General features: G+C 63.2%; 15 protein-coding genes and 1 pseudogene. 6 read left to right on the plus strand and 10 right to left on the minus strand.

Annotation, left to right across the window (positions count from 1 at the left end):
- Positions 1 to 199: 199 nt before the first annotated feature.
- Positions 200 to 433, plus strand: a complete 234-nt coding sequence (locus CDV44_RS13305) for a formate dehydrogenase subunit delta (protein ID WP_058379644.1) — start codon at positions 200 to 202, stop codon at positions 431 to 433.
- A 66-nt stretch (positions 434 to 499) separates the two neighbouring features.
- On the opposite strand, the gene CDV44_RS13310 is transcribed toward CDV44_RS13305, so the two are convergent.
- Positions 500 to 1,348, minus strand: coding sequence for an EamA family transporter (locus CDV44_RS13310; RefSeq protein WP_087688432.1), 849 nt, complete (start codon positions 1,346 to 1,348; stop codon positions 500 to 502).
- Between the two features lie 435 nt (positions 1,349 to 1,783).
- Positions 1,784 to 2,275 (minus strand): hypothetical protein, encoded by a 492-nt coding sequence (locus CDV44_RS13315; RefSeq protein WP_087688433.1) that lies wholly within the window; start codon positions 2,273 to 2,275, stop codon positions 1,784 to 1,786.
- Positions 2,276 to 2,595: 320 nt separating this feature from the next.
- Here CDV44_RS13315 and CDV44_RS13320 point away from each other — a divergent pair, with 320 nt between their 5' ends.
- Entirely contained in the window at positions 2,596 to 3,174 is a 579-nt protein-coding gene (locus CDV44_RS13320) for a DNA-binding protein (protein ID WP_249277534.1), read from the plus strand.
- On the opposite strand, the gene CDV44_RS13325 is transcribed toward CDV44_RS13320, so the two are convergent.
- From CDV44_RS13325 to CDV44_RS28065, 5 genes are all read right to left on the minus strand, one after another.
- Positions 3,158 to 4,513, minus strand: coding sequence for a ShlB/FhaC/HecB family hemolysin secretion/activation protein (locus CDV44_RS13325; RefSeq protein ID WP_087688435.1), 1,356 nt, complete (start codon positions 4,511 to 4,513; stop codon positions 3,158 to 3,160). The two genes, CDV44_RS13320 and CDV44_RS13325, sit on opposite strands and share 17 nt — an antisense overlap.
- Positions 4,514 to 4,954: 441 nt before the next feature.
- Positions 4,955 to 6,580 carry a bifunctional aspartate transaminase/aspartate 4-decarboxylase gene (locus CDV44_RS13330; protein WP_058379649.1) on the minus strand — a complete coding sequence of 542 codons (1,626 nt, stop codon included), beginning with the start codon at positions 6,578 to 6,580 and terminating at the stop codon, positions 4,955 to 4,957.
- Positions 6,581 to 6,692: 112 nt separating this feature from the next.
- A complete protein-coding gene (aspT, locus tag CDV44_RS13335; protein ID WP_087688436.1) occupies positions 6,693 to 8,378 on the minus strand; it encodes an aspartate-alanine antiporter in 1,686 nt (561 codons plus the stop codon).
- A 27-nt stretch (positions 8,379 to 8,405) separates the two neighbouring features.
- Positions 8,406 to 10,094 (minus strand): aspartate-alanine antiporter, encoded by a 1,689-nt coding sequence (gene aspT, locus CDV44_RS13340; protein ID WP_087688437.1) that lies wholly within the window; start codon positions 10,092 to 10,094, stop codon positions 8,406 to 8,408.
- Between the two features lie 844 nt (positions 10,095 to 10,938).
- A complete protein-coding gene (locus CDV44_RS28065; protein WP_087688438.1) occupies positions 10,939 to 11,262 on the minus strand; it encodes a YXWGXW repeat-containing protein in 324 nt (107 codons plus the stop codon).
- A 226-nt stretch (positions 11,263 to 11,488) separates the two neighbouring features.
- On the opposite strand from CDV44_RS28065, the gene CDV44_RS13350 reads away from it, so the two are divergent.
- On the plus strand, positions 11,489 to 12,829 hold the full coding sequence (locus CDV44_RS13350; RefSeq protein WP_087688756.1) for an MATE family efflux transporter: 1,341 nt from the start codon (positions 11,489 to 11,491) through the stop codon (positions 12,827 to 12,829).
- Here CDV44_RS13350 and hisN read toward each other — a convergent pair.
- Positions 12,817 to 13,623, minus strand: a complete 807-nt coding sequence (gene hisN, locus CDV44_RS13355; protein WP_087688439.1) for a histidinol-phosphatase — start codon at positions 13,621 to 13,623, stop codon at positions 12,817 to 12,819. The genes CDV44_RS13350 and hisN overlap by 13 nt on opposite strands.
- Before the next feature lie 268 nt (positions 13,624 to 13,891).
- Between hisN and rarD the strand changes: the two are divergent.
- The 3 genes and pseudogenes from rarD (at position 13,892) to CDV44_RS13370 (ending at position 15,840) form a co-directional block, all read left to right on the plus strand.
- Positions 13,892 to 14,804: pseudogene (gene rarD, locus CDV44_RS13360) on the plus strand (EamA family transporter RarD).
- Between the two features lie 95 nt (positions 14,805 to 14,899).
- Positions 14,900 to 15,181 (plus strand): hypothetical protein, encoded by a 282-nt coding sequence (locus CDV44_RS13365; RefSeq protein ID WP_141118732.1) that lies wholly within the window; start codon positions 14,900 to 14,902, stop codon positions 15,179 to 15,181.
- 197 nt (positions 15,182 to 15,378) lie between these two features.
- Entirely contained in the window at positions 15,379 to 15,840 is a 462-nt protein-coding gene (locus tag CDV44_RS13370) for a universal stress protein (protein WP_058379657.1), read from the plus strand.
- 114 nt (positions 15,841 to 15,954) lie between these two features.
- On the opposite strand, the gene CDV44_RS13375 is transcribed toward CDV44_RS13370, so the two are convergent.
- A complete protein-coding gene (locus CDV44_RS13375; protein ID WP_249277535.1) occupies positions 15,955 to 16,863 on the minus strand; it encodes a carbohydrate ABC transporter permease in 909 nt (302 codons plus the stop codon).
- Positions 16,860 to 17,735 carry a carbohydrate ABC transporter permease gene (locus CDV44_RS13380; RefSeq protein ID WP_087688441.1) on the minus strand — a complete coding sequence of 292 codons (876 nt, stop codon included), beginning with the start codon at positions 17,733 to 17,735 and terminating at the stop codon, positions 16,860 to 16,862. Before CDV44_RS13380 ends, CDV44_RS13375 begins: the two co-directional genes overlap by 4 nt.
- Positions 17,736 to 17,801: the final 66 nt, after the last annotated feature.

The following is a 17,801-nucleotide window of genomic DNA, read 5'->3' on the forward strand; positions in this document are numbered from 1 at the left end:
GAGCAACTAGAGCAACCAGGGAAACCAGGACAATCCGCGTCCATCGCCGGGTGCCGGCGGGCTTCATCGTCCAACGCCATGAGACGATGCGGCGGACGCAGGATTGTCCACGGGACTGCCCCGTGCAGCGGGCCCGTCAAGTGACGGACTAGCGGACCAACGCAAAGACAGCGGATTACGAGAGGGGACAGAACAGATCATGGACACCGACAATCTGGTCAAGATGGCCAATCAGATCGGCGATTTCTTCGAGACGATGCCCGACCGCGACGAAGCGCTCGAGAGCATTGCGGGGCACTTGCGTCGCTTCTGGGCACCGCGCATGCGCATGACGATTCTCGAACATCTCGAATCGACCGACGGTCACGGCATGCGCGAAATCGTAGTGGCGGCCATTACGGCCCATCGTGCGGAGCTTTGGCCACGCAGTTGAACGCCGAACGGACCGGTGCGGGAGAACGGTTCATTCACCGGCTCATTCACCGGCTCAGGCACCAACTCATGCACCGAGTTTGATCAAGACCGCGCCGCCCACGACCAGGCTGCATGCCACCAGGCGGCGCGCGTTGAGCTTCTCGCGCAGGAACAGCCAGCCGAGCAACACCGCAAAGATGGCACTCGATTCGCGCAGCGCCGAGACCACACCCATCGGCAGAAATTGCAGCGCGAACACCACCATGCCGTAAGCGCACTGCGCGACCACACCGGCACCGAGCGCCTCGATCACGCGCCGGCGCGGCGCCAAGAACATCCCGCGCCAGCCACCCCGCAACTTCCACACGCCCCCGACGAGCGGCACGCTGGCAAACAGGTAGGCCCAAGCGATATAGCCGAAGCCATTGCCGTTCGACATCCGCACGCCAAAGCCATCGACGACCGTGTAGGCCGCGATGAACACGCCGGTGAGCAAGGCGGCAGGTACGCTATCGCCCGAGAAGCGACGCCCGCGCAGCGCGAGCGTGAGAATGCCGCCACAGATACATGCGATGCCGAGGGCGGCGATGCCGGAGGGCCACTCGCCCGCGAGCAACAGCGCCGCCCCCGAGATCAATAAGGGGGAGATACCGCGCGCAATCGGATAGATCTGCCCGAATTCCCCCACGCGGTACGCGCGGATGAGCGCCACGGTGTAGCCGACCTGCGCACACGCCGAGAGCAAGATCAGCGGCCAGACCTGCACCGGTGGCAGCGGCAACAACACGATGCCGATCACGGCCGCAAGGAATTGCGGCACCGCCATCAGGCCGATTTGCCAGACGCGGTCGGGGCTTGCGTGGAGAAAGGCGTTCCAGGTGGCGTGCATCAGTGCAGAGAGCAGCACCAGCAGCACGATAGGCGTAGTGGTCATTAACGGGATAGCGGGTCGACGGGTCGACGGGGGTCGGTCGGGGCGACGGCAACCGGCGGGGTGTGATTGCGACGAATACGTGCTTTCGATGGATGGGCCGCCGGGCAAGACGCTATTGTGGCAGCAGCGCGTGCGCCGCCATAGAGCCAGCGTCCAACATTCCCACGGGGCCAGACGATTTCGGTGTGCATGCCGAAACGGTGCCGGTGCGCAATCAGGGAAAAAACACGGACGGGTTCGCGTCTCGCGAGAAAAGTTGTCCACACCCTTTGTGGATAACCCACTGGATAACCCGACCCTTCCCGCCCAAACCGCCCGTGCTTAGGGGCTGTCAAGAGCCTTGCCCAAAAAACGATCAGCACCGGAACAAATATTCGGCTTGACGGTCTGGCATCACCCTGCTCAAGCGCTATCGCCCTCGTTTTCGGCCCGATGCTACGGCTTCGGGGATGTGTCGGCGTCCTTTTGACCTGATGCGCCCGATGCTGAAGGGGGCGATGCCGGCGATTGCGGCACGGTGCGCAGTGCAGCGACGACACGCCCCTGCCCCATCACGGCTTCGGGGGCCTGTTGCAACGCCAGACGATATCGCTCGCCAAACTCTTCGTCGGCATCCCTAAACAATTTGGCAGCCATGTCCGCGAGCGCGATGCCACTGGCAGCCGTCGGCGGCGTCTGTTCCTGCCACTCGTCGATCGCGACGATCAGGCGCGAGAGCGGATCGAGCCACCGGAACCAGGGATCTTCCGTCAGTAACTGGACGAAGCGACCGGTCGGCACGGCGCCGAAGACCGCCTCGTACTGCTGACGGTCATTGGCGATCAGCACTTTGTGTTGTGCCAGCAGCGCCGTACGCAGGCCTTGCATGGCCGAAATTTGCGCAGCATCAGCAGCATCAGCGGCGGCGGATTCGATCGATTCAGTCATGGAAAGACTCGCGGCGTCAGAAAGTGTACGAAATGGAAATGGAAAGCGTCTGACATGCACTTTAGGACTTAGCCCATAGCCAACGCCCTACTAGATCACGATACTAACGCATCTCGCATACACCTCGCGAGATCAGGCTTTCACTTCCCCGTGGGAGGCCTGCTTCCTCACCCGCCCATCCGGCGGGTTTTTTTTGTCTTCGATTTGCCCGCGATTTACCTGCGATTTGCCGACGCGTTGCGCTCGGTCCAGCACGCGCGTGCTCGTCGTTGTGCCGCGAATTCGTTTATGATCGGCAGCGCTCAAATCCCGCTTCCCATATGACGGCGACTCCCCTCCCCCAACGTTCCAAAACCATCGGCGTGATGGGTTCCGGCAAGCAGCCGTGGGCCGAACTCGCTGCCCCGCTCGGTCACGCGCTCGCTGCGGCCGGATACCACTTGCTCACGGGCGGTGGACAAGGCGTGATGTGCAGCGTGAGCGAAGCGTTCTGCGCTGTGCCCGGGCGCGTGGGGCGCAGCATCGGCGTGGTGCCCACAGAAGCGGTGGAAAGTGAATTGGGTGAAAGCGGCACGGCCGATGTAGGAAAAGGCTACCGTCCCCTGCCCGGTTATCCGAACCCGTTCGTGGAAATCACCATCGTGAGTCCGCTGCCGCGTCACCTGCCCGATGCGCCGCCGGGTACGCTCTCGCGCAACTCCATCAACGTGCTGTCGAGCGATGTCATCGTCGCGCTGCCGGGCAGTCATGGCACGCGCGACGAAGTCAGGCTTGCCGTGCGTTACGGCAAGCCTGTGATTCTCTTCGGGGACAGCGAGCATTTTGCGGACCTGCCGGCCTCGCTCGTACGCACCACGTCGCTCGACGTGGTGATGGCGTTCATCAGAACGGCACCGTGAGCTTCGCGTCGATCGACTGGAATCGGTAGGACCAGCCCGGCGTGCCACCGGTGGATGGCATCCACGGCGCATTGAGCCGTTGCATGACCGACAGATCCAGCTTTGACGTGCCGAGATAGTGGGTGTGATTCAGCCCCACCTCGGCGTAACTGTCGTAGGTATGGAGGGCGTTCGGATCTTCGGTACGGCTGCGGTTGTAGCGCAACTCGATCCCGGTCGAACCATTCGACGTGACATCGAACGCACGGCGCACGCGCCATTGCAGCGTCTGCGTCTGCGTGGTGCCGGTGGCGATCTGGTCGGTGGCTGCATTGGTCTTGCCCGTCAGCCCGACGGTCCAGTCCGCATCGATCGGCACGGAGTAGTTGGCCGTGAGGTCGCGATTGGTCGCATCGCGGCGCGCGTTCTGCAAGTCCTGACTCACCGTCGTGTTGAACTTGCCGTACATGCCGAGCGGGTTGTTCATCAACAGATTGGCCGTGCCCTGCATCTTGCCGGTGGTCGTCATGCCGCTGTTGTTCATGCCCAGATTGAACTGGTACGGCTGCTCGTTGAGCACCTGCAAGCCCACCGCCCCTTCACCCGGCGTCTTGCTGCGCGATGCGATGAGCGGCAGGTTGTCGTTACGCACCACCAACCCATGGCGCATCAGCATGCGGATATTGCGATCGGCGTAGCTCTCGCGGCGAGGCTGCCCGCGCAGGCACGAGGCTCGCGCAAGGAATCCGTTGGGCGGCGCGACGTCCGGCGCAGGAGGGGGTGCCGCCGGCTCAGGTGCCACTTCACCCGGCGCGAGCAGCGCCTTGGCAGAAATCGCCGTACCGTCGGCGCTCAATTCCGGCGCGACGGCAAAATCGGCTGCGGGCAATGGTGGCGATGGCGGTGGCGGCGGCGGTGCGTCAGCCTGTGCAGCGGCTTCACTCGCGACGCCGTCGGCGCTGGTCGAGGCGATGTCAGCGCCAGCGGCACTGGCAACGCCCTCACCCACAGCAGGCCCTGCCGCCTCAGCGGCTTGCGCGGCTGACGCGGCGCGCTGTGCCGCTTCACGATCGACGGTGGCGGCAACGGCATTCGGATCGTCGCCGGCAAACAGGGCAATGGGATCGGATGAGACGCCCGGGTCCTGCGCAGCAGGCGCCGGTGCAGGCTCGGGGGGCGGCACGAAATACTGAGGCGACAGGCCGCGATCCCACAACCCGTAGGACAAGGCATTCTGCTCAGTGAAACACGGTGGATTGGGATCCGAGAACAATGACTGTGCGTGAGCGCCCGACGACGTGACGGCGTTGAGACACGCGACCATCGTCAAGCCACTGCGCACGACCGACTTTACCGACATTCGACACCCGAAGACCCACCCCCGCGCGCGTCGTTTCGCGAGCTTCGTGCGCCGCTGACGACATCGGGGGGTGTTTAGCGACAAGCGACCATTTTACGTCGATCGCATGACACGCTGCCAGTCACTTTCCTTGGGAACTCTTTCACGGGTTTGACGCTCATAACGCGTGACTTCCCCTGTAGTGACTTCTGCCCGCCTCGTGCGGGCATTTTTATTGGCGCGACGAAATGTCGCAAAACGGTGTTACAGGCCGCCCCAACCCTGCCGCCGTGGCAAACATCGGGGAGATGGCCCACGGATTTCACATCGTAAAAAAGCCCGGGAAGGTGGTTCCCGGGCAATGGTCGATCGCCATGGAGGGGCGATCGAGGGGGGGGCCTGCCGGCACCGCACGCGAGACGTGCGGCACCGTGGTCAAAGTTTGTTACCCGAAGGCGTGGCTCACTTCTTCTTGCCACCCTTGCCGGCGCCACCGGAGCCGCCCGCCAGATACCGCTCGTTGTACTCGTCCATGAGCTTGCGCACCGTCGCACCGATCTGGATGTAATCCGGCTCGTTCAGGTTGGCGAGCGACACGCGGCCCGACGGGTGGAGCGTACCGAAGCCGCGGCCCGGCAGCAGCACCACGCCGCTTTCCTTGGCCAGACGGAACAGCACTTCCGACGGATCGATGTTCTTCATGAACCAGTCGACGAAGCCCTTGCCGTAGATCTTCGTGCCCGAGACTTCCAGGTCGAGGATGTTGTAGTAGTCGACGGTGTTCGGACCGGTTTCCTCGGTGATACCGGCGGCGCGGTACATCACGGCCTTGCGGCGGCGGATGATGCGCTTCACGGCGTGCTTGTAGGCGTCCGGCTCGTCCATCAGGCAGAACAGCGAGAAGAGCGCCATCTGCACCTGTTGCGGCGTCGACAGACCGGCAGTGTGGTTCAGCGCCACGGCGCGGCTGTCAGCCACCAGGCGGTCGATGAACTTGAGCTTCTCGGGTTCGGTCGTGATCGACGAGTAACGCGCATTCAGCCCTTCGCGTTGCGCCTTGGGCAGCTTGGCGATCTTGTCGTCGAACACGTTCTTCTCGTGCGTGGCGATCGCGCCCAGACGCCAGCCCGTGGCACCGAAGTACTTCGAGTACGAGTACACGAGAATCGTGTTGTACGGCGCGATGGCGAACAGCGAGCGGAAGTCGTCGGCAAACGTGCCGTACACGTCATCGGTGAGGATGATCAGGTCCGGGCGCTTCTTGACGATGGCGGCCAGGTGATCGAGCGAGGCGTCGTCGAGCTTGACCGACGGCGGGTTGCTCGGGTTCACGAGGAAGAACGCCTTGATCTTCGGGTCGAGCAGCTTGTCGAGTTCCTTCTTCGAGTACTGCCAGCCCAGTTCCGGGTCGGCGTTCAGGTTCACTTCGTGAAGCTGATAGTCGGCCAGTTCCGGAATTTCGATATACGGCGTGAAAATCGGCATGCCGAGCGCGATCGTGTCGCCGGCTTGCAGCAGATGGTTGGTCTTGAGCGTGTTGAACAGATACGTCATGGCCGCCGTACCGCCTTCGACCGCAAACAGGTCGAAGTTGCCGGTGAACGGATGCTTGCCGACCATCTCGCGGCGCAGGTACTTTGCCGAAATCTTCTCGGTGTTCTTGAGCATGCGATCCGGCACCGGGTAGTTACAGCCCAGAATGCCGTGCACCATTTCCGTGAGGAAGTCCTCCACGTTCAGGCCCATCTGATCGCGGATATACGAGATGGCCTTCTCGAGGAATTTCACCCCTTCGGCTTGGTGATTTTCACGCGCAAAATCCTGCCAGCGTGCTTCGACGCCCTTGCCCGGGGGAATACCACCGACGCCTTCGGGCATGTACGTGAACTGACGCGAGGCTTCCGACAGCGCGAACAGTCCCAACTGGAAGAAGCCGTGACGCGGTTCGAGCGCGAGAAAGTTCGGGTTACCGCGCCCGGCATTGAGCATCGAGCGCTGGGCGCCATTCTCTTGCGCGAGTTCGATCAGCGTGTCCTTGAATTCGAACGGGCTGAGTTTGGCGAGTGCGTCGAGTTCCTTCGATTTCATAGCGTTATCTCCATGAACAACCAATTGCGATCAGACATTGACTGGCAATGACAAACGATCGGGCAAAAACTTTCGCTGTCCCGGGCCCTCGGGGGAGGGGCCCGATACGGCATTAGGACAGCGACACCACAAGCGGTCCTAGCAACGTGAGCAACACGTTGGCAATGGCATAAGTAATGGCGAACGGCACCGTCGGCACGTTGCTCTCGGCCTTGTCGAGAATCTCGCCGAAGGCCGGGTTGGCACTGCGCGAGCCCGACAACGCGCCGGCCAGAATGGCCACGTTGTCGTAGCGCAGCACATAGCGCCCGAAGAGATACGTGAGTAGCAGCGGCACGATGGTGACGATCACCCCGGCGACGAAGATCGAGACCCCGCTTTGTTGCAGCGTCTGCCATGCCTGTGCACCGGCAGACAACCCCACGCAGGTCACGAAGGTCGCGAGCCCCAGCTCCTTGAGCAGTGAACTCGCCGCCAGCGGCATGGCGCCGAAAGTCGGGTGCTTGCCACGCAGCCAGCCGAACACCAGACCGGCCAGCAGCGCACCGCCACCGCTGCCGAGCGTGAGCGGAATACCGCCGACCTTCACCACGATGTAGCCGATCAGCAGACCGAACACGATGCCGATGCCCATGTAGACGTAGTCGGTCTTGACCGAGTACGCGACAGGGTAGCCCGCTTCCTTGGCGGCGCGTTGCACGTCGCTGTCGGCACCGTAGAGCGTGACCACGTCGCCGTGGTACGCGATGGTGTCGTCGAGCACCGGCACGGGTTGCCCCATCCGCGTGATCTTGGCGATGTACACGCCGTGCTTGGTATCGCGCTCGACACCGGCCTTGAGCTCGCCCAGCGTCTTGCCGTTGCCGCCCTTGCGGGCGAACACCACGTCCTGCAAGCGCAACGGGATATCGAGGTCGCGTGACGGCGGCTGTTCGTCGCCGAGCAAACGCCAGGCTTCGGTGGCGGCTTCGCGGCGGCCGATGAGCATCACGTCGTCGCCCGTTTCGAGCACCAGATCGTCAGTCGCGATGATGATCTTGCCGTTACGGCGCAAACGCTCGATGGTCACCCCATCGGAGAGTTGCTTCTCGATGTCGACCACGCGTTTGCCGGCACCGGTCGTCACGCGATAGACGCGGCCCACGAGCGCGGGCAGCGAATCGACCTGATCGGCATTGAGCACCTGCTGGCCGCCGGCCATCGCGAGCTCGGCCTTCTTGGCGTCTTCCTTGAGCGTGCGGCCCATGAGCTTGGGCACCAGCGAAGCGCACACGATGATCGCGCCGAGGCTGCCGAAGATGTAGGTCACCGCGTAGCCGATGGCCACTTCGGATTGCAGGCGTTTGACTTCGTCGACCGGCAGACCCAGACGCGAAATCGCATCGCCGGCCGTGCCGATGATCGCCGACTGCGTGAGACCGCCACCGGCCACACCTGCGGCAAGGCCCTTGTCGAAGCCGAAGATCTTGGCGCAGATCAGCACCGTGACCAGACCGGACGCCGCCAGAAAGATCGCCATCGCAATTTCACGCAAGGTCTTGCGCGAGAGCGAGTTGAAGAACTGCGGGCCGCTTTCGTAGCCCACGGCGTAAATGAACAGCGCGAACATGATGCTTTTCACGCCTGCGTCGACCGAGATACCGATCTGCGAGACGACAACGGCGACGAGCAGCGAACCGCCCACACCGCCTAGCTGGAAGGAGCCGAACTTGATCGCCCCGAGTGCGTACCCGAGGGCGAGCGATAGAAAGATCGCCACCTCGGGGACATGGTTAAGAATGCTATGCACGATATCCACGGCAGAACCTCCGTCAGGAATAGGGGGCTAATGCGAAAACTGATGAGCGACGAAGACGACCGCCGGGCCCATCAGCGGCAGCAACACGTTCGACAGGGCGTAGGTCACCGTGTACCCCACGACCGGCAACGCGCTGTCTGCCGTTTGAACCACTGCGCTGATCGCAGGCGTGCTGGCCTGCTGACCCGCGATGGCACCGATCAGGATCGGACCGTCGATGCGCAGCAACTTGTGGCCGACCCAAAGCGAAACGAGGGCCGGAATGAGCGACACACAAATACCCACGACCGGCAGTGCAAGCCCGTGTTCGCGAAGCAGCACGGCCGCCTGCGGCCCTGCGGAAAGCCCCACGCACACGACAAACACTGCCAGCCCCAGATCCTTGAGCAGCTCGTAAGCTGCCGGCGGGAACGTGCCCCACGTAGGCCGGCGCGAGAGCAGCCAACCGCTCGCCAGCCCCGTGAGGAGCGCCCCGCCGCCACTGCCGAGCGTCATCGGCACACCGCCGATGCGTACCGACAGGTGACCGATGCAAAGACCGAGAATCAACGCCAGACCGACGAACACCAGACTCGTCTTGTTGCCGTGCGGCACTTCCTTGCCCAGCACGGCACCCGCGCGCTCGATGTCTTCCTGCAAGCCTTGCAACGTGATCACGTCGCCGCGTTGCAGCGTAATCTTGCCCAGCGACGGCAACTGCATGCCCATCCGTTTTACGGATTTCACGAACACGCCGTGCCGCACTTCGACCGGGGCTTCCCGGCGCAGATCGGCGACGGTGCGTCCTTCGGCTTCCTTGTTCGTCATCACGAAATCGCGCTCGACGAGCACGATCTCGTTCGTCTCGGTGCCCGCCACTTCCGGGCCGACGAGCGCATGCGCTTCGAGCATGGCGTCGCGGCGTCCGACCAGCAGCAACTCGTCACCGGACTCAAGCGTCAGGGCCTGTGCTACCGGCACGGCGGCCGTGGCGCGCCGCACGCGCTCTACGGCGACACGCCCTTCGAGCGCTGCTTCAAGCGCGGCCACAGTGAGACCCGGGTGCGCCACCCGATAGCTGCGGCCGACGATATCCGGGGCAGCAGGTGCACCGGCATCGGCTCCGTTCTCGTCTTCCATCTCGCGGGCCAGACGTGCGCTGTCCTGCTTGAGATCGATGCCAAGCAAACGGGGGGCCAGCAGATTGGTGAACAACACGATGGTGATGAGGCCGAACACGTAGGTCAGCGTGTAAGCGGTCACCACGTTGGCCTGCAAGGCCTTGAAGGCTTCCGGGTCGAGGCCGAGGCGGTTGAGCGCTTCGATGGCCGTACCGACCATGGCGGACTCGGTCGCCGCGCCAGCCGCCAGACCGCCGGCCGTGCCCGGGTCGAGTCCAAGGAACTTCACGGCGATCATCACGATGCCGAAGACGAACACGACTTCGATGATCGACAGCACGCCAAAGCGCAGGCCGCGCAGATTCAGGTTTTCGACGAACTGCGGCCCGGCGGAGAAGCCCATCGCAAAGATGAACAGCGCGAACGCAAAGTCCTTGAGCGAGCCCTCGACCATACAGCCGGTCTGCCCGATCAGCAGCGCGACGAGCAGCGCACCGCACACGCCACCGAGTTGAATCGGTCCGAGTTTGATGCGGCCAAGCAATTGGCCCAGTACAACGCATACGAATACCGTGATCAACGGCACAGCATCAAACAGCGGGACAGAACACTGCATAAATGCTCCAGCGACTTGTCACGCTAGGTGACGGGGCCGCGCCAATCAAGCGACGGCGCGTGAGTTACGCATGCAAAAGGCAACAGTCAGCCCTACCCGGATGACAGGTACAGGGCAATTCGATCGGAAAGACCGGCTTTACGTTATGCGCCTGGACGTGACGCCGCCAGGCGTTGATGTGGGGACAGGGAAAAGCAAAGTAACCAGAGCGGCACTCAGGCCGAAGCGTACGGTGTTCATAGCGGATCCCAAAACGTTGAGACAACCCGATAATCGATGACGCCCGCCTCCTCCCTCAGAAGCTCCAGGCGCTACACCATAAGCCGCATGACACGTGTTCCTAACGCTCGAAAACGGTTTGGTTATTCCCAAAACTCGTTTGGAGAGTTATTTAAATTACGCTATCTGCGACTGTTCCGCATTTCGTGGTGACGCGGTGTCGGCATAGTGTTGTTCAACGTTCCGGGCGTGTCAATATGTTTTGCGTAGCGGCTCAAGCTTGTGCCCGTCAAGTCTGCATGCAAATAGATACATAGCATTCCTGATTATTTTTTATAAATCCTTGGCAGTCCGTTGTCCAATCAGGCTTGAGGCGATTCGGTGAGATGGCGTGGCCGTAGCGCCCGCATCAATATGACATTTGCAATCGCAAATATTCGAAGGAAAAGATGAAAAACTTTCAAGTGCTGCGGCATGATGCCGCAACACGACTGCCAGTCGTTTTTGAGTGACGAATCACCCATCGTTCAACGCATCGCTTAGCTGATTTTTGATAGCCAATCAGTTTTGATAGCTGATGCATTTAACAGCCGATGCGCGCACGCCCCATCCGAATATCGGCCGTTTATTTGGGTGCACGAATCTCGTGAATGGTGCCGGGGCCCCAACTCGTGGGTGCCCATTTACCGTCGCGCAGCGTCCATTCGTGCGACGCCGTTTCCTCCCAATGCGGGGGTGTGTAACGCATGCCCGGGCGCTTGGTTTCCATGTGACCGTCGATCCAGTCATAGCGTCCGGCAGTCCACTGCCAATACCCCGGCACCCAGAACTGTTTGCCCGTCGCGGCCGGCGGGTTCTCGACACGCGGCGGCGGCGGTCCGCGATCGACCGTGACGTCGGCCAGCACCGGCAGACTTGCCAGACACAGTGCGGCGGCGAGCGTTGCCATGCAGGCACGCACCAAGCTTGAGCGAGTGGAAGGAGGCAGGGAGGACGAGGACGAGAACGGCATGCGCAGTCGGTGAATCACGGAAAAGTGGGCGGGCGTGGGCGAGGGGTCATTGTACCGTCCGCGTTCAACGTAGCGTCCAACGTATAATCGGCGCCATCTTAAATTCGCCGCCCCGTGCGGATGACGACGGCACCGCCATGAACGGTTGCCGCATATCTTCGACATGAACCCTGCCCCTGCGAGCGTCGGTCACCGGCAACTCCTTCGTTTGGCCGTGCCCATTGTGCTCGCCAACCTCACTCAGCCCCTGCTCTCGGCCGTGGACACGGCGGTCGCCGGCCATCTGCCGGGCCCCGCGTATCTGGGCGGTGTCGCCCTCGGGGCACTGCTGCTCAATCTGATCTTCTGGGGCTTCTCGTTCCTGCGCATGGGCACCACCGGCCTCGCAGCGCAGGCATTCGGGTCGCGTGACGCCGTCGCATTGCGCGACACCCTGTGCCGCGCGCTGGCGCTCGCCTTCTCGATCGGCGCCGTTCTGCTGTTGTTTCGTGAGCCGCTGGTATCGCTCGGGGTCTCGTGGCTGGGCGGCAGTGCGCAAGTGCAGGCGCTCGGGCGCGAATACGCGGGCATTCGCATCCTCGCCGCGCCGCTGGCGCTCGGCAATTACGTCGTGCTCGGTTACCTGTTGGCCTGCCAGCGCGTACGGCAAGGACTGATGGTGCAGGTGTTCATCAATGTGGTGAACATCGTGGCGGTGATCGTCTTCGTGCGCGCGCTCGACTGGGGCGTGGCGGGTATTGCCATCGCTACGGCGCTGGCCGACGTGCTGGGCTTTGCGCTCGGCGCATGGCTGCTGTGGCTGGCCCGCACGCCGGGCCTGCCGCCGCTGCGACTGGCCGCGCTGGTCGAGCGCAGCGCGCTGTGGCGGCTGCTGCGGCTCAATCTCGATATCTTCCTGCGCACGCTGTTCTTGCAACTCGCGTTCGCGTGGTTTGCCCGTGTCGGTGCCCGCCTTGGCGATACGACGCTGGCCGCCAACGCGCTGCTGCTCAACTTTCAGACATTCATGGCCTATGGTCTCGACGGCTTTGCCCATGCGGCCGAAGCGCTGGTCGGTGCCTATGTCGGCGCACGCCAGCGCGAGGCCCTGCTCCATGCCATTCGCTTGTCGCTCGGATGGGCGCTCGGCTGCGCCGTGGCATTCGCACTGGTCTACGCCGTGGCCGGCGGCGCGATCATCGACACCCTGACCGATCAACCGGTGCTGCGCGCCGCCGCGCGCGAGTTCCTGCCGTGGGCGGTGATCTCGCCGATCGTTGCCGTGTGGTGTTTTCAGTTGGACGGCGTATTCATCGGCGCGACGCGCACGCGCGAGTTGCTCAGCTCATCGTTGATCGGACTCGTGGTGTTTGGCGCCGTGATGCCGTTCACGCTCGACGCGTGGGGCAATCACGGGCTCTGGCTGGCACTGATGTCATTTCTCGCCACGCGCGGTGTCGTGCTTGGCGTGCTGCTGCCGCGCATCTGGCGCGGCATGCCGTCGGCCGGGCTTCAGCGGCCCTGAATGCAGGCCAATGCCGCCGCGTGCAGTTCGGCGTTGGCGGCAGCCAGTACCCGGCCTTGTGAGGCCAGCGTGAGCGGCTGCCCGTCCCAGTCGGTAATCACACCGCCCGCGGCTTCGATCACCGGCGCGACCGCCAGATAGTCGTACGTCTGCAAGCCGGCTTCCATCACCAGTTCGATATGCCCGCTGGCCAGCAGGCCATAGGCGTAGCAATCGCCGCCGAAGCGCCGGCGGCTCACCGCTTTCGTCAGGCGTTCGAATTGGGCGTACTCGGCGGCATCGAAGATGTCGGGCGACGTGGCATACACCGTCGCTTCGGCCAGCGATGTCACCGGACTCGTCGCACAACGCTCGCCGTCGAAGCGCGCTTCGCGCACCCCGCTGGCGGCATCGTTCACGCCGACCCAGCGCTCTCCCGTGGCGGGCATGTCGATCACCCCGACCACCGGCTTGCCGTCATGCAGCAGGGCCAGCAAGGTGCCCCACAGCGGGTGGCCGGTAATGAAGCTGCGCGTACCGTCGATGGGGTCGACCGACCAGACATATTCCGCATCGGGGTTGAGCTTGCCGAACTCCTCGCCCCAGATGCCGTGGGACGGATATCGCGCGGTGATCTGCTGGCGCAGCGCCGTCTCCACTTCGCGGTCGGCGATCGTCACCGGGCTTTCGTCCGCCTTGTCGTCCACCGCGAGACGGCGGCGAAACCAGCCGAGCGAAAGCGGCCGCACGGTGTCGGCCAGCGTGGCGGCAAAGGCGGCGTACTCGGCAACAGGGGTAACGGGGGCGGACGACATGCGTGGGTCTCCTTTGAACTTTGCAGCGCGGCGATGGGAATCAAGGCCTGCGAAAAATAAGGGGCATCGGCACAGCGCCGGGCGCTGGCCGATATTGTCGTCGAGCACCTCCAGCGAGGCACATCAACGCCTCGCGATCATACAAGGTGCCGATGTCACGCGTCTGCATTACGCACCAATCCAGCGCAAAACGACACAAATTTGCTATGCTCGCGGCCTGACTGCCGGGCAAGCCCCGGCCTCCCCCCCGCCTTCCCTCAGGATTCTCATGCTTTCCGGTCGCGGCGTGATGCTCTCCGTCTCGGCATCCGTCTTGTTTGCAGTGATGCCTGCGCTTGTCTCGCAGCTTGCCCCGTTGTCGGGGCTGGACGTGTTCGCCTGGCGCATTCTGCTCACACTCCCCGGTGCGCTGGTCATCGTCACCGTGCTCCAGCGCTGGCCCGTGCTCAAGCACACGATCTCGCACGTACTGCACCGCCCCGCCGCCCTTGGCGCGCTGGTGTTGTGTGCCGTGTTGCTGGGCGTGCAACTCTGGCTGTTCGTCTGGGCGCCGTTGCAGCAACGCATGCTCGACGCGTCGCTCGGCTACTTTCTGCTGCCGCTCACGATGGTGCTGGCCGGACGCACGGTGTACAAGGAGCGCCTGAGCCCGCTGCAAACGCTTGCGGTGACCTTCGCGATCGTGGGTGTCGCGCACGAGTTATGGGCCACGCGCGCGCTGTCGTGGGTGACCGCGCTCATCATGTTCGGCTATCCGCCGTACTTCATGCTGCGCCGCCAGTTGCGGCTCGACGCCCTGTGCGGCTTTGTGCTCGAGATGCTGCTGATGACCCCGGTGGCCGCCATTTTGCTCTGGCACGCATGGCCGCAGAACGCCATGGTGCTGGCCGAGCCGCGTTTCTGGCTATGGTTGCCCGCCCTCGGCCTGCTGAGCGCCAGTGCGCTGGCCGGCACCTTCGCGGCTGCTGCCCATCGGGCTGTACGGCATTCTGGGCTACGTCGAGCCGGTGCTGCTCTTCGCGGTGTCGCTGTTTGTGCTGGGCGAACCGTTCACCGCGCAAGGCCTGTGGACCTATGTGCCGATCTGGATCGGCGTCGCGCTGGTCGTCTTCGACAGTGTGCGCACCTTGCGCCGCCAGCGGCTTGGCCGCCCTGCCCCGGCAGGCGTGCCCGAGGCCTGACGCGAATCAGCCTGAACCGCAACCTCGGGCGGGCTAGCCCGGGGGCGATGGCAAGCCTCGCAGTGGGCACTGATAAGGCGGCAGGCTATACTCGCGTGAGCCAGTCAGGTCAGACCAATACGATGAAAAAACTCGCCAAGATCGCCATGTTGTTGTCCTCGGGGATGCTGACACTTTCGCTCTCCGCCTGCGGGACTTCCGCGCCGCTATTCACGTCCGACGGCCGCCCCACGCAGCAGATTCAATGCTCCGCCGCGTCGAGTGGCGACTGCGATCAACGCGCCCGCACCCAATGCGCCGGCAAGAATTACGATGTGCTCACCCGCGATGTGAGCGGCAATGTCGCCAATCTGGTGATTGCCTGTCAGGCAAACTGATTTCCGCTTCAACACGGCATTCCCGGCCGGCCGCGCACCCTGACGTGCGCGCGCCGGCCGTTGGCATTACGATGCGTTATTGCGTGCCGTCAATTCCCCCGCATCCGGTTGCATGACTTTCGATGCGTGCGGTGCGAGAATAAAAACATCCCGGATTCCCAATCCGCCAGCTCACCAGCCCTCAAGAGGACGCCATCATGTATGACCGCATTCTGGTATCGATCGACGGTAGTACGCCTTCCAATCGCGCTATCGACGAGGCCGTGAAACTCGTTGCCCTGAGCCAGGGCAAGATTCGTCTGGTGTCGGTCGTGCCGTCGCTCGCCAATGCCTACGCTGCCGGCGCTTACAGCGGCTTTGTGCCGCTCGAGAGCCAGGAATCGTTCGAGAAGGAAACAAGCGAGATCCTCGCCACGGCGCAGGCTGACTTGAAAAAGCGCGGCGTGGACGTCGAAACGAAGCTGGTCACGCTCGACGCCGGTACCGACGAGATCGCCGATGCCGTGCTGCGCGAAGCGCAGGAATGGAGCGCCGACGTGATCGTGCTCGGCACGCACGGCCGCCGTGGTATCAACCGCCTGTTGCTGGGCAGCGTGGCCGAAACGCTGTTGCGCATCACGACCGTGCCGGTGCTGCTCGTCAAGGCCGCCGACAAGTAATCAGCGCCACGGCGGCTCCGGCAGCAAAGCCCGCCTGAAGCAAAACGGCACGCCCCTGCGGCGTGCCGTTTTGTTTTATGTCCTCATCAATCAGTGCGTCAGCACATCAACGCATCACCGAATCCCCGCGCGCATGAACGACTGCACGAACTGACGCTGGAACAGCAGGAACGCGATAAACAGCGGCGCGGCAGTCATCAACGTGGCGGCCGTAATCAGCGACCAGTCGATGCCCTGATCGGTCGACGAGAAGATCTGCAAGCCCACCGTGAGCGGACGCGTCTCAACCGAGTTCGTCACGATCAGCGGCCACAGGAAGTTGTTCCAGTGATGGCTGATCGACACCAGCGCGTACGCCACATACACCGGTCGCGCCAGCGGCACGTATACGCGCCACAACACCTGCCACGCATTCGCTCCTTCCACGCGCGCCGCATCGTCGAGCTCCTTCGGCACCGTCTTGAACGCCTGCCGCAGCAGAAAGATGCCGAACGCCGAGGCAAAGTACGGCAGTGCGATGCCGAGAATCGAGTCGCGCAGCCCCATCCACGCGATCGTGCGGTAGTTCTCGACGATCAGCACGTCGGGCATCACCATCAGTTGCAGCAGCACGATCATGAATGCGACTTCGCTGCCACGGAACGTGAAGCGCGCGAACGCGTAGGCCGCGAGCGTCGCGAGCACCAGTTGCGCCGCGAGAATCACCGTGACCAGCACGAAGGTGTTGATCAGATACCGGCCAAATGGCGCCGCCTGCCACGCGTGCACGAAGTTATCGAGCGTGAGCGGCGCGGAGAGCGAGAACCGCGTTGCGTAGGCCGACGGGTGAAACGCGCTCCACAGCGCATAGAGCAATGGCAGCAGCCAGAGCAAGCCAAGCAACCACGCGCCGGCGATGTCGACAAGGCGGGTGTCGCCGGTAGCGGAAAACGCGGGCAACGCCCCGCGCGGCTCTTTCCCGCCAGCGGCAGTCGCCGGATCGATCGGGCGGGAAGTCTGAAGCGGCTGTGCGGGTGTCGTCATTGGTAGTGCGTGCGCGAATCGAGCAGACGGAATTTCACGAAGGCAACCACGGCCAGCAGGGTGAGCAATACCACCGTGAGTGCCGCCGCGTACGACGTGTCCCAGAAGCTGAACGCCACCTGATAGATGTAGTACAGCAGCAGTTGCGTGGCGTTATCGGGCCCGCCACGCGTCATCACCACTACGTGATCGACCAGACGGAAGGCGTTGATCACCGCGTTGATCACCACGAACAGCGTCGTCGGCATGAGCAGCGGCCATTGCACCCGGCGGAAGAACTGCCAACGCGATGCGCCTTCCAGTGCCGCGGCTTCCGCAAGCGTCGGCGAGATCTGTTGCAGCGCCGCCAGATAAAAAATCATGAAGAACCCGGCTTCTTTCCAGATCGTCACGATCATCAACGCAGGCAACGCCGTGCCCGGCTGCCCCAGCCAGTTGTAATCGCTGCCGCCAAACGCTTGCGAGATCTGCGCGATCAGGCCGTATTGCGGCGTGTAGAAGAAGAGCCAGATGTTCGCCACCGCAATCATCGGCAAGATGGCTGGCGTGAAATACGCGAGACGCAGCAGCGCGCGCCCCGGCACCTGACGGTGCACCCAAAGCGCCATGGCAATCGAGATCGCCATCGCGAGCGGCACAGTAATCAGCGCAAACAGCACGTTGTTACGCAACGCTTGCCAGAACACCGGGTCGTCGAGCAACAACTGATAGTTCTCGGCCCCCACGTAGACCGAAGGCGCCCCCGCACGTGCTGTCGAAAAGAAGCTGTGCCACAAGGTGGCCACCGCCGGATAGTGCGTGAAGGCGACGAGCAGCACCAGCGCCGGTAACAGCAGCAGCCAGGGCACCCACGAGGAGGAAGAGCGGTTCATCGACAGTCCATCGATTCGGTACCTGGGACCGGACACCCCGGCACGTCGTGACTTCGATGTGCCGGC

This window comes from Pandoraea sp. PE-S2R-1 (genome assembly GCF_002179865.1).
In the GTDB taxonomy this organism is placed as follows: Bacteria; Pseudomonadota; Gammaproteobacteria; order Burkholderiales; family Burkholderiaceae; genus Pandoraea.